Raw genomic sequence first — 11,633 nt, 5'->3', positions numbered from 1 at the left:
TTCAGCTCAAAAGACATCAAAGATAGAAGTGGAAACAACCACTGGTGTGCAATGTTGGCAAGAAAAAAGACCAATAGAAAAGGTTGGAGTATACATCCCTGGAGGAACAGCTCCATTATTCTCAACAGTGTTGATGCTTGTTGTTCCAGCACAAATTGCTGGCTGTAAGGAAATTGTTTTATGCTCACCGCCAAATAATAAAGGGCAATTGGCTCCAGAAATATTATATACTGCGAAACTTTGTGGTGTTGCCAAGATTTTTAAAGTTGGCGGCATTCAAGCTATAGCTGGATTAACTTTTGGCACTGAAACGATTCCACAGGTTTATAAAATTTTCGGGCCAGGAAATCAGTTTGTAACCGTTGCAAAACAACTAGCTACAAAATATGGTGTTGCTATTGATATGCCAGCTGGTCCTAGTGAATTATTAGTAGTTGCAGACAAAACTGCTAATGCATCGTATATTGCATCTGATTTATTGAGTCAAGCAGAACACGGTGCTGATAGTCAAGTTATTTTGGTGTCCACTTCAAAACGTTTGATTGATGAAGTTTCAGAGGAAGTAGCAATACAATTGGAAGTTCTACCGCGTAAAGCGATTGCAGAAAAAGCAATAGCGAACTCGAAACTAATTTTTGTAGAAAATGACGATAAAGCCTTAGAACTAATAAATGAATACGGACCAGAACATTTCATTATTTGTTGTGAAAATGAAGATTTATACATTGATGGAATAAAGAATGCAGGATCTGTTTTTATAGGTGATTATACTCCTGAAAGTGCAGGCGATTATGCTTCTGGAACCAATCATACATTACCAACAAATGGGTTTTCTAAAGCCTATTCTGGCGTAAACTTAGATAGTTTTTTGAAAAGCATGACGTTTCAAAAGATATCAAAAGAAGGTCTTTTGAATATTGGAGAAGCGATTGAGCTAATGGCAGAAGCAGAAGGTTTACAAGCACATAAAAACGCCGTAACAATCAGGTTAAAGGATTTGAAATAATGAACATTCAAGATTTAATTAGACCAACAATAAAAGCGCTAAAACCGTATTCTTCGGCAAGAGATGAATTTCAGGGTAATAGTGATGACATGGTGTTTTTAGATGCGAATGAAAATCCGTTTGAAAATGGCGTTAATCGTTATCCAGACCCGCAACAAAGAACTTTAAAATATTTGCTTTCAACGATTAAGGGTGTTACACAACAGAATATACTTTTAGGAAATGGCAGTGATGAAGTTTTAGATTTGATTTATAGAACATTTTGCGAACCTAATCAAGACAACATCATTACATTACCACCTACTTACGGCATGTATAGTGTATTGGCAAATATCAATGCTATTGAAATTAAAAGTGTCCAGTTAGATGCTGATTTTCAACCAAAAGTTGAAGATATTCTGGATGTAGCGAATAGTAATTCTAAGCTACTTTTTTTATGTTCGCCAAACAATCCAACAGGAAATAGTTTTGAAGTAAAATCCATTGAAAGATTAATTGACGAATTTAAAGGTATTGTAGTTATAGACGAAGCTTATATCGATTTTTCAAATAAAGAAAGTTGGACCAGTAGATTAAATGAGTTTTCTAATTTAATCATTACTCAAACACTCTCAAAAGCTTATGGTATGGCGGGAATTCGTTTGGGGATTTGTTATGCTTCAGAAGAAATTATTTCAGTTTTAAACCGTATTAAGCCGCCATATAATGTGAATATCCTAACACAACAAAAAGCAATTTCACAATTAGAACAACAAGGGTTAACACAAAATCAGGTAACTAATATATTAAAAGAGCGTGATTTGCTAATTACAAAATTAGAGTCAATAGATTATATTTCAAAAATATACCCATCTGACGCTAACTTTGTGCTGGTTGAAGTTGATGACGCAAATAAACGTTATGATCAATTGATAGATAAGGGCATTGTAATAAGAAATCGTACCACACAACCTGGATGTGAAAATTGTTTAAGGTTTACGATTGGCACTCCAAAAGAGAATAGAACATTAATAGATACATTAAAATCTATATCATGAAGAAAGTACTTTTTATCGATAGAGATGGCACCATTATTAGAGAGCCAGCTGATGAACAAATAGATTCATTCGAAAAATTAGAGTTTTACCCGAAAGTGTTTCAATACTTAAGTAGAATTGCTAATGAATTGGATTACGAAATAGTGATGATAACCAATCAAGACGGATTAGGCACCGAAATTTATCCTGAAAATACATTTTGGCCTGTTCATAACTTCATTCTTAAAACGTTCGAAGATGAAGGTGTAGTTTTTGAAGAACAATTTATTGATAGAACATTTGCTAAAGACAATGCCCCAACAAGAAAACCAAATACTGGTTTACTGACAAAGTACTTTTCTGATGACTATGATTTAGAAAATTCATTTGTAATAGGAGATCGATTAACGGATATTGAATTAGCAAAGAATCTTGGAGCAAAAGGCATATTTATTAATGATGAAACTAATTTAGGAACAGACGAAATAACAGTTAAGCATGAAGCGCTCAATGATTTTATTGCTTTAGAGAGTAATGATTGGGCTAGAATTTATGCGTTCCTAAAAGCCGATGAACGTTCTCGAGGTTTGATAAGAAATACTAATGAAACTAAAATTGCTATTCAATTGAATCTTGATGGTACGGGTAAAAGTAATATAGATACTGGACTTGCGTTTTTTGACCACATGTTAGACCAAATTGCGCGTCATGGACAATTAGATTTAAATATTAAAGTAGATGGTGATTTAGAAGTTGACGAACATCATACGATTGAAGATACAGCCATTGCTTTAGGTGAATTATTTAATAAAGCTTTAGGTAACAAATTAGGAATAGAACGTTATGGCTTTTGTTTACCAATGGACGATTGTTATGCGCAAGCTGCTATTGACTTTGGTGGAAGAAACTGGCTTGTTTGGGAAGCTGATTTTAAACGTGAAATGATTGGTAAAATGCCAACTGAAATGTTTTATCATTTCTTTAAATCGTTTACTGATGGGGCTAAATGCAATTTAAATATAAAAGCTGAAGGTACTAATGAACATCACAAAATTGAGGCCATTTTTAAAGCTTTTGCAAAGGCTATTAAAATGGCTGTAAAACGCGATATTGAAAAAATGATTTTGCCATCAACAAAAGGAATGCTTTAATGAAATTAGTAATTATTAATTATGGCGCAGGAAATATTAAAAGCATACAATTTGCTTTTAAGCGTTTAGGAGTAGATGCTATTCTATCAAATAATCCAGAAGAGATTATGGCTGCTGATAAAATTATATTTCCAGGTGTTGGTGAAGCAAATAGTGCCATGAAAATGCTTCGAGAAAGTGGATTGGATAAGTTGATTCCAACTTTAAAACAACCTGTTTTAGGGATTTGTTTGGGTATGCAATTACTTTGTAAATCCACCGAAGAAGGAAACACTAAGGGTCTTGGTATTTTTCAAACAGACGTAAAACGATTTACTAATGATGTAAAAGTGCCTCAAATGGGATGGAACGTGATTAAAGATTTAAAATCTGACTTGTTTAAAGGTATTAAAGAAAGTGAATACATGTATTTAATACATAGTTATTATGCAGAACACTGTAATGAGACTATTGCTAAAACAGATTACGGTATTAATTATGCTTCAGCATTACAGCATGAAAACTTCTATGGAGTTCAATTTCATCCTGAAAAAAGTAGTACAGCGGGAGCAAAAATATTAAAGAATTTTTTGAATTTATAAGTAGCTTTCAGCTAATTTAAAAATTAAGATTAAACACCCAAAATATGAGAATAATACCAGCTATAGATATCATCGACGGAAAATGCGTTCGCTTAACAAAAGGGGATTATGAAACTAAAAAAATTTATAACGAAAACCCTTTAGAAGTTGCAAAGATGTTTGAAGCTTCTGGTATTGAATATTTGCATTTAGTAGATTTAGATGGTGCTAAAGCTAATCATATTGTAAATTATAAAGTATTAGAGCAGATTGCCTCAAAAACGAAGTTGAAAATTGATTTTGGCGGTGGTTTAAAAACTAATGAAGATTTACTTATTGCCTTTAATTCTGGTGCCAGACAAATTACAGGAGGAAGTATTGCTGTTAAAGACCCTGAAACTTTTGAAGGTTGGATTAATAAATATGGCGGAAACAAAATCATTTTAGGAGCAGATAGTGATGCTGGGAAGGTTTCTATAAGTGGTTGGATGGAACAAACTAAAGAAGATGTTATTCCGTTTATAAAAGGGTATCAAAAGAAAAGTATTCAATATGTGATTTGTACTGACATTTCTAAAGATGGCATGCTAGAAGGCCCTTCATTTGATTTGTATAAAGAAATCATTGCCGAGTGTAGTAATAGTAGTAGCGGACAATCTATAAAATTGATTGCCTCAGGAGGCATTTCTCATATTGATGAATTACCAAAATTAATCGAGTTAGGTTGCGAAGGTGTCATTATTGGAAAGGCGATTTATGAAAACAGAATTAGTCTTCGAGATCTAGAAAAATTTGTATAATGTTAACTAAAAGAATCATACCCTGTTTAGATATTAAAAACGGACGAACGGTTAAAGGCGTAAATTTTGTTGATTTAAGAGATGCTGGAGATCCTGTTGAACTCGCGAAGCAATATGCTGATTATGGTGCGGACGAACTTGTTTTTTTAGATATTTCTGCAACGCTTGAAGGGAGAGCAACTACTTTAGATATGGTATTGCACGTCGCTGAACAAGTTAATATTCCGTTCACTGTTGGTGGCGGTATTTCATCTATTGAAGATGTAGATGCATTGCTACAATGTGGAGCAGACAAAGTGTCTATTAATTCTTCAGCAGTTAAGAGACCTGAATTGATAAACGAATTATCGAATAAATTTGGAAGCCAATGTGTAGTTGTAGCTATTGATGCTAAAGAAGTTGATGGTGAATGGAAAGTGCATTTAGCTGGTGGAAGTATTCCGACAGAAATCGATTTATTTGAATGGGCAAAAGAAGCTGAAGAGCGCGGTGCTGGTGAAATTCTATTTACATCAATGAATCACGATGGTACTAAAAACGGTTATTCTAATAAAGCGCTTGCAAAATTATCAGAACTATTAAATATTCCGATTATTGCATCTGGAGGAGCGGGAAATGTTCAGCATTTTATTGATACTTTTAAAGAAGGAAAATCTGATGCCGCTTTAGCAGCAAGTGTTTTTCATTTTGGCGAAATTCCAATTCCAGAATTGAAAAAAGAATTAAAAAAGAATAATATAGAAGTACGACTTTAGTCGTCATGCTGAACTTGTTTCAGTATCACATAAAGATATAAATATGACTATTAAATACGATTCAAACGGACTAGTTCCGGCGATAATTCAAGACGCTTCAACAAAAAATGTGTTGATGTTAGGCTATATGAATGAGGAGGCTTATCAAAAAACCCTCGAAACAAAACAAGTTACTTTTTTTAGTAGAAGTAAACAACGCCTTTGGACGAAAGGAGAAGAAAGCGGGAATTTTTTAAATCTTGTAGATATTAAAAATGATTGTGATAATGACTCGCTTTTAGTACAAGTAAACCCAGTAGGACCAACATGCCATAAAGGAACAGATACCTGCTGGAAAGAAGAAAACTCATCCAATTATGGTTTCTTTTCAACCTTAGAAAATGTGATTGCTGAACGTGTTGCCAACAAAGACACCAATAGATCGTATGTAGCAAGTTTATTTTCAAAAGGTATTAATAAGATTGCTCAAAAAGTAGGCGAGGAGGCTGTTGAAACTGTTATTGAAGCTATGGATAATAATGATGAATTATTTCTATATGAATCCGCGGATTTAATGTTTCACTATTTAATGCTATTACAAGCCAAAGGATTTACTTTAAAGGATATAGAGAACGAATTAAAGGGAAGGCATAAATAAATTAAAAAGGGCACTATAAAATTAGAATGCCCTTTTTAATTGGTTAATGCGATTTATTAAGAAAGCCAATCTTTATTTCGAGACATTCTTGAGAACCATACAAAGAAAAGAGCAAAAAGGATTATCATTACAGTCATTACGATGCTAGATTCATAACCGTTAATTAAGGTATATCCCATTTGTATGATTACTGCAATTAAAGATAAGAACCATAATTTTACTGCCCAAGATTTTCTAAGTAACAGTCCAATGGCACCCAAAGCGCCTGCAAAAACAGCTATAGCAAAAGCAGCGGTTACCCAGGCAGGCACGTTAGCAGCAATTTCAAGTTGCTCCTCAGAATACATGGTTTGATAACTCTCGGTTTTAAAAGCTTGTTGTAAGTAAAAATTAACACCCATGCCATTCCAGACTAGAGCAATTATACTTAAAATCCAGAACCAAATTGGTGGTTTGTTTGTTGATGTGGTTGTCATAATTTTTTAGTTTTAGTTAGTAAATAGTAATACAAGTTATAAATTTTTTGTCACAATTAATAAATAGTCTATTTTTCCAATCAATTTTTATTTTGAAATGAAAAAGTATTTCTACGTCATTAACATTCAATATTTAGGCTATCGTTTTCATGGTTGGCAAAAACAACCCAATGTAAAAACCTTGCATTTGATGGTAGACCGAACATTAAATTTTATATTAGAAGGTAGGTACTTTAAAAGTTTAAGTTCAGGAAGAACAGATGCTATGGTTTCGGCAGAAAGTGCAGCTTTTGAATTGTTTTTACACGAGCCTATTGAAGATGAAATCGCTTTTTTAGAATTATTCAATCTCAATTTGCCACAAGATATCCGTGCTTTAGATATTAAAGAAGTTGATGACAAGTTTAATATTATTCAGCATTCAAAAATTAAGGAATATTTATATCTGTTTACTTATGGCGAAAAGTGTCATCCGTTTTGTGCACCTATAATGACGACAATTCTTGATGTTTTAGATATCGAACTCATGAAACAAGGCGCAAAACTTTTTGAAGGTGAAAATTATCTAAAATCTTATTGCTACAAACCAACCGATAAAGGTATTTATACTAGAGAAATTTTAACCTGCGAATTGGTTGAGAATACAATATATACAGCTAATTACTTCCCAAAGAAATCCTATATATTGAGAGTTAGAGGTAAAGGTTTTATGCGAAATCAGATTAGGCTCATGATGGGAACACTACTCGATTTAGGAAAAGGCAAATTGTCATTAGAAGATATTAGATTTAGCTTATTACCAAATAGCATTGTTAAAATGGATTATATAGCTCCTGCCTCGGGTTTAATTCTTAACAAAATAGAATTTGAATAATACTTAGGCTTTTGTAAATTTATAAAAAATAAAAATCATGAGCACATCCATACCAAAATCTGTTTTTACATTTTTCAAAAAACTAGAAAAAAATAATAATCGAGATTGGTTTAATGAGAATAAGCCTGAGTTTAAGGCTATCGAAAAGGATGTAAAAGCAGTTTATAATACTATTTTTGAGAACTTGAATATGCATGATGAGATTGATAAACTCAAGGTTTTTAGAATCTATCGCGATGTACGTTTTTCAAAAAATAAATTGCCATACAAAACCCATTTTGGTGGCTCGTTTCATAGATTAAAACCGAGATTAAGAGGTGGTTACTATTTACACCTTCAACCTAATAATGAAAGTTTTATTGCCACTGGTTTTTGGGAACCAGCGAAGGAAGACCTTTTGAGAATTCGTAAAGAATTCGAAATGGATGATTCTGAAATTCGAGATATTTTAGCTAATAAAAAATTCAATACAGTTTGGGGAAATTCATTTGTTGGTGATGAAGTTAAAACGGCTCCTCGTGGGTTTGATAAAGAACATAAAGCTATTGATTTAATAAAAAAGAAACAATATATTTTCACTAAAAAATTTACAGACAAAGCCGTTTTAGATGCGAATTTCCTAGATGAAGTTAATGCTTCATTTAAAGCCATTCGCCCTTTTTTTGATTACTTGAGCGATGTATTAACTACAGATTTGAATGGTGCTTCTTTAATAGATTAATTAAACGGCAGCCAGCAACTCTGGCTTTTCAAAAAGTTGAATATGACTTAATAAGCGTTCCTTAACAATATTCATCATACGCTTATTTAAAGCTGAAGAGTTTTCAATATAAACAGCATATTCTTCAACAGTAAAATGCCCGATAATCATGCCTTTCATAGAATTACGAAGCTTCATGTCTTTTTGTATGGCATTCTCTATGTAAGCCATTCGTTTTTCCAATGATAAATCATAAAAAACAGATTTATGCTTTTCAACGTAATTTCTAAAAACTCCAATTAGTAAATCATTTTGAAATTTTATAATAGGCCGCAGTACAAGGTTTTGAAAACGCTCATCAGTACTCATATTGTCATTAATGGTAGCGCCTGAAATTTCTGGTCGAATACTTTTAAGCTTGGATTGTCTAGAGGTCATTTTAGTAGAATTTCAATAAAAGTATCGATTATTAATTCTTGATTTTGCAGGTGAACATCATAATTGTTAACGAGGTTATTAACAGTAATAGCATTCATCTTTAAAAAATGAATATATAGAGCCCTATTCTTTTCTAATAATTTTAAAGAAAAATAAGTATCCGCGATTACTATTCCTGTTTATGTTGACCAAACAAGTCTTTTTTAAAACAATAAAAAAGCGTTTAAAAATTATAATCAATTTTGTTATTCTATTGCATAAAATGCAAATAATAATGTATTCATTGGTTATTTTATAAAAATTCAATAACAAACTACCTGAAAGTTTCAAATAACTGTAATAAAATATAAATTTGTTTTTCTAATCTGCTTAGAGTTTTTAAACACAATAATTAAAGATATTTATGAGTAAATCATTGTTTGACAAAGTATGGGATTCGCATGTTGTGCGAAGCATTGAAGATGGACCAGACGTATTGTACATAGACCGTCACTTAATTCATGAAGTTACAAGTCCTGTAGCTTTTGTAGGATTAGAAAGTAGAGGTTTAAGTGTATTATATCCAGAACGTACATTTGCGGTAGCCGATCACAACACACCAACAATTAATCAACATTTACCAGTTCAAGATCCATTATCTGCTAATCAATTAAAAACATTAGAAGATAATGCAAACAAATACGGTATTAGTCACTGGGGATTAGGTCACCAAAATAATGGTATTGTTCACGTTGTTGGACCAGAAAATGGAATTACACTTCCGGGAGCAACAATTGTTTGTGGAGATTCGCATACATCTACTCATGGTGCTTTTGGTGCTATTGCTTTTGGTATTGGAACATCTGAAGTTGAAATGGTGTTAACTACACAATGTATCATGCAGCCTAAGCCTAAGAAAATGCGTATTAGCGTTAATGGTGTTTTAAACAAAGCAGTTACGCCTAAAGATGTTGGACTATATATTATTGCTCAATTAACAACTTCTGGGGCCACAGGATATTTTGTAGAATATGCCGGCGATGTTTTTGAAAACATGACAATGGAAGGTCGTATGACGGTTTGTAACTTATCTATTGAGATGGGTGCACGTGGTGGTATGATTGCTCCGGATGCTAAAACATTTGAATATATTAAAGGTCGTCCAAAAACTCCTAAAGGAGCAGATTGGGATACTGCTATGGCATATTGGAATACATTAAAGACTGATGACGATGCTGTTTTTGATAAAGAATTTACGTTCAATGCTGATGATATTGAACCTATGATTACCTATGGTACAAATCCAGGTATGGGCATGGGGATTTCTAATAACATTCCATCTGCTGATGCTGTTGAAGGAGGTAAAGCCACTTATGACAAGTCTTTAGCTTATATGGGATATGCTGAAAATGAGCAAATGATTGGAAAGAAAATTGATTACGTATTTATTGGTAGTTGTACTAACGGACGTATTGAAGATTTTAGAGCATTTGCGAGCATAGTTAAAGGAAGACAAAAAGCAAATAATGTTACGGCTTGGTTAGTTCCAGGTTCGCATATTGTTGAAGAAAAAATAAAAGAAGAAGGCTTATTAACTATTTTTGAAGACGCTGGTTTTGTTTTAAGAGAACCAGGTTGTTCTGCGTGTTTAGCAATGAATGATGATAAAGTACCTGCAGGTAAATATGCGGTGAGTACATCAAATAGAAACTTTGAAGGCCGTCAAGGACCTGGATCAAGAACATTATTAGCTAGTCCATTAGTAGCTGCTGCTGCTGCGGTTACTGGATTAGTAACAGACCCAAGAGAATTTCTATAAAACAGCTTATAGCTTTTAGCCGTTTGCTATTAGCTAATAAAACTTAATAATAAAAATACGCCAATAGCCAAAAGCTAAAGGCCAAAAGCAAATTAAAATGGCTTACGATAAATTTACAACACTAACGAGTACTGCGGTTCCTATGCCCATTGAGAATGTAGATACAGATCAAATTATTCCAGCACGTTTTTTAAAGGCTACAAAACGTGAAGGTTTTGGAGATAACTTATTCCGTGATTGGAGATATAATGGTGATGATACACCTAAAGCGGATTTTGTTTTAAATAATCCAATTTATAAAGGTAAAATACTAGTAGGAGGAAAAAACTTTGGTTCAGGATCTTCTAGAGAGCATGCTGCGTGGGCGGTTTATGATTATGGTTTCCGTTGTGTAGTATCTAGTTTCTTTGCCGATATTTTTAAGAATAACTGTTTAAATATTGGTGTTTTACCAGTACAAATTAGTCCAGAATTTGCAAACGAAATCTTTGAAGCTATTTATGCGGATGCGAATACAGAATTAGAAATTAATTTAGAAGCTCAAACCATTACCTTGTTATCATCAGGAACTCAAGAGTCTTTTGTCATCAATAATTATAAAAAAGGAAATATGTTAAATGGCTTTGATGATATTGATTATTTACAAAACATGAAAAGTGAGATAGAAACATTCACAGAATCTCGCCCTTTCTAGATAATGAGCGTTAAGAAAATAGAAATAATGGATACGACATTGCGCGATGGTGAACAAACCTCGACAGTGTCGTTTTCAGCTTCAGAAAAATTAACTATTGCCAAACTTTTACTTGAAGAATTAAAAGTGGACCGTATTGAAATTGCTTCTGCGAGAGTATCCGAAGGAGAATTTCAGGCGGTAAAAGGTATTACAGATTGGGCATCTGAAAACAATTATCTTGATAAAATTGAGGTTTTAACTTTTGTTGATAAAGGTGTTTCTATTAGATGGATGGTTGAAACGGGTGCAAAGGTTCAAAACCTACTCACAAAAGGTTCGTTAAATCATTTAACTCATCAACTTAAAAAGACTCCAAATCAGCATTTTGAAGAAATAAAAGAAAATATTGAATTCGCGAAAAAAAACAATATTGAAACCAATGTTTATCTTGAAGATTGGAGTAATGGAATGCGAAATTCTAAAGCCTATGTTTGGGACTATTTAGAATTCATAGCGACGCAACCTATAAAACGCATCATGCTGCCGGATACTCTAGGTGTTATAACACCTTCTGAGTCCTATGAATTTGTAAAAGAAATAAAAGATAAATATCCGAATTTACATTTTGATTTTCATGCACATAACGATTATGATTTAGGTGTATCCAATGTTATGGAAGCTCTAAAAGCAGGCGCAGACGGTTTACATTTAACAGTAAATGGTATGGGCGAACGTGCTGGAAATGC

General features: G+C 33.1%; 13 protein-coding genes and 1 pseudogene. 12 read left to right on the top strand and 2 right to left on the bottom strand.

Going from position 1 to position 11,633, the window contains the following annotated elements; translation table 11 throughout:
• The 7 genes from hisD to hisIE form a co-directional block, all read left to right on the top strand.
• Window positions 1-1,006, top strand: a 1,006-nt coding sequence (gene hisD / locus QZ260_RS06875; protein ID WP_295984343.1) for a histidinol dehydrogenase, incomplete at its 5' end; no start/stop codon positions are given.
• Window positions 1,006-2,043, top strand: coding sequence for a histidinol-phosphate transaminase (gene hisC, locus QZ260_RS06870; RefSeq protein ID WP_295984341.1), 1,038 nt, complete (start codon window positions 1,006-1,008; stop codon window positions 2,041-2,043). The genes hisD and hisC, both read left to right, overlap by 1 nt.
• Window positions 2,040-3,173 (top strand): bifunctional histidinol-phosphatase/imidazoleglycerol-phosphate dehydratase HisB, encoded by a 1,134-nt coding sequence (gene hisB, locus QZ260_RS06865; protein WP_295984338.1) that lies wholly within the window; start codon window positions 2,040-2,042, stop codon window positions 3,171-3,173. The genes hisC and hisB overlap by 4 nt, the downstream gene beginning before the upstream one ends.
• On the top strand, window positions 3,173-3,754 hold the full coding sequence (hisH, locus tag QZ260_RS06860) for an imidazole glycerol phosphate synthase subunit HisH (protein ID WP_295984335.1): 582 nt from the start codon (window positions 3,173-3,175) through the stop codon (window positions 3,752-3,754). The genes hisB and hisH overlap by 1 nt, the downstream gene beginning before the upstream one ends.
• A gap of 44 nt (window positions 3,755-3,798) precedes the next feature.
• Window positions 3,799-4,533 (top strand): 1-(5-phosphoribosyl)-5-[(5-phosphoribosylamino)methylideneamino]imidazole-4-carboxamide isomerase, encoded by a 735-nt coding sequence (hisA, locus tag QZ260_RS06855; protein ID WP_295984333.1) that lies wholly within the window; start codon window positions 3,799-3,801, stop codon window positions 4,531-4,533.
• The gene (gene hisF, locus QZ260_RS06850; RefSeq protein WP_295984331.1) at window positions 4,533-5,288 is read left to right on the top strand and encodes an imidazole glycerol phosphate synthase subunit HisF; all 756 of its coding nucleotides are present in this window, start codon (window positions 4,533-4,535) and stop codon (window positions 5,286-5,288) included. Before hisA ends, hisF begins: the two co-directional genes overlap by 1 nt.
• Before the next feature lie 37 nt (window positions 5,289-5,325).
• Entirely contained in the window at window positions 5,326-5,925 is a 600-nt protein-coding gene (gene hisIE / locus QZ260_RS06845) for a bifunctional phosphoribosyl-AMP cyclohydrolase/phosphoribosyl-ATP diphosphatase HisIE (RefSeq protein WP_295984345.1), read from the top strand.
• Window positions 5,926-5,981: 56 nt separating this feature from the next.
• On the opposite strand, the gene QZ260_RS06840 is transcribed toward hisIE, so the two are convergent.
• Window positions 5,982-6,401, bottom strand: coding sequence for a hypothetical protein (locus tag QZ260_RS06840; RefSeq protein WP_295984328.1), 420 nt, complete (start codon window positions 6,399-6,401; stop codon window positions 5,982-5,984).
• A gap of 97 nt (window positions 6,402-6,498) precedes the next feature.
• On the opposite strand from QZ260_RS06840, the gene QZ260_RS06835 reads away from it, so the two are divergent.
• Together QZ260_RS06835 and QZ260_RS06830 are read left to right on the top strand one after the other, a co-directional pair.
• The gene (locus QZ260_RS06835; RefSeq protein WP_295984326.1) at window positions 6,499-7,275 is read left to right on the top strand and encodes a tRNA pseudouridine(38-40) synthase TruA; all 777 of its coding nucleotides are present in this window, start codon (window positions 6,499-6,501) and stop codon (window positions 7,273-7,275) included.
• Between the two features lie 37 nt (window positions 7,276-7,312).
• On the top strand, window positions 7,313-7,996 hold the full coding sequence (locus tag QZ260_RS06830) for a DUF2461 domain-containing protein (protein WP_295984323.1): 684 nt from the start codon (window positions 7,313-7,315) through the stop codon (window positions 7,994-7,996).
• On the opposite strand, the gene QZ260_RS06825 is transcribed toward QZ260_RS06830, so the two are convergent.
• Entirely contained in the window at window positions 7,997-8,413 is a 417-nt protein-coding gene (locus QZ260_RS06825; protein WP_295984320.1) for a glyoxalase, read from the bottom strand.
• 403 nt (window positions 8,414-8,816) lie between these two features.
• Here QZ260_RS06825 and leuC point away from each other — a divergent pair, with 403 nt between their 5' ends.
• The 3 genes and pseudogenes from leuC to QZ260_RS06810 form a co-directional block, all read left to right on the top strand.
• Window positions 8,817-10,211, top strand: a complete 1,395-nt coding sequence (gene leuC / locus QZ260_RS06820; protein WP_295984317.1) for a 3-isopropylmalate dehydratase large subunit — start codon at window positions 8,817-8,819, stop codon at window positions 10,209-10,211.
• A 97-nt stretch (window positions 10,212-10,308) separates the two neighbouring features.
• Complete coding sequence (gene leuD, locus QZ260_RS06815; RefSeq protein ID WP_295984314.1) at window positions 10,309-10,905, top strand: 3-isopropylmalate dehydratase small subunit; 597 nt, start codon at window positions 10,309-10,311, stop codon at window positions 10,903-10,905.
• A 3-nt stretch (window positions 10,906-10,908) separates the two neighbouring features.
• A pseudogene (locus QZ260_RS06810) lies at window positions 10,909-11,633 on the top strand (2-isopropylmalate synthase); the annotation flags it as partial.

Source organism: uncultured Algibacter sp. (assembly GCF_905480415.1).
GTDB lineage: Bacteria > Bacteroidota > Bacteroidia > Flavobacteriales > Flavobacteriaceae > Algibacter_B.
Note: the sequence above shows the minus strand (reverse complement) of the source record. Positions and strands in the feature narration are given on the sequence as shown.

Excerpts from the sequence above, each read along its gene's own strand:
- QZ260_RS06835 (WP_295984326.1), top strand. The coding sequence starts at position 6,499 with ATGAAAAAGTATTTCTACGTCATTAACATTCAATATTTAGGCTATCGT.
- leuD (WP_295984314.1), top strand. The coding sequence starts at position 10,309 with ATGGCTTACGATAAATTTACAACACTAACGAGTACTGCGGTTCCTATG.
- hisF (WP_295984331.1), top strand. The coding sequence starts at position 4,533 with ATGTTAACTAAAAGAATCATACCCTGTTTAGATATTAAAAACGGACGA.
- QZ260_RS06830 (WP_295984323.1), top strand. The coding sequence starts at position 7,313 with ATGAGCACATCCATACCAAAATCTGTTTTTACATTTTTCAAAAAACTA.
- QZ260_RS06840 (WP_295984328.1), bottom strand. The coding sequence starts at position 6,401 with ATGACAACCACATCAACAAACAAACCACCAATTTGGTTCTGGATTTTA.
- hisA (WP_295984333.1), top strand. The coding sequence starts at position 3,799 with ATGAGAATAATACCAGCTATAGATATCATCGACGGAAAATGCGTTCGC.
- hisB (WP_295984338.1), top strand. The coding sequence starts at position 2,040 with ATGAAGAAAGTACTTTTTATCGATAGAGATGGCACCATTATTAGAGAG.
- leuC (WP_295984317.1), top strand. The coding sequence starts at position 8,817 with ATGAGTAAATCATTGTTTGACAAAGTATGGGATTCGCATGTTGTGCGA.
- hisC (WP_295984341.1), top strand. The coding sequence starts at position 1,006 with ATGAACATTCAAGATTTAATTAGACCAACAATAAAAGCGCTAAAACCG.
- hisH (WP_295984335.1), top strand. The coding sequence starts at position 3,173 with ATGAAATTAGTAATTATTAATTATGGCGCAGGAAATATTAAAAGCATA.
- QZ260_RS06825 (WP_295984320.1), bottom strand. The coding sequence starts at position 8,413 with ATGACCTCTAGACAATCCAAGCTTAAAAGTATTCGACCAGAAATTTCA.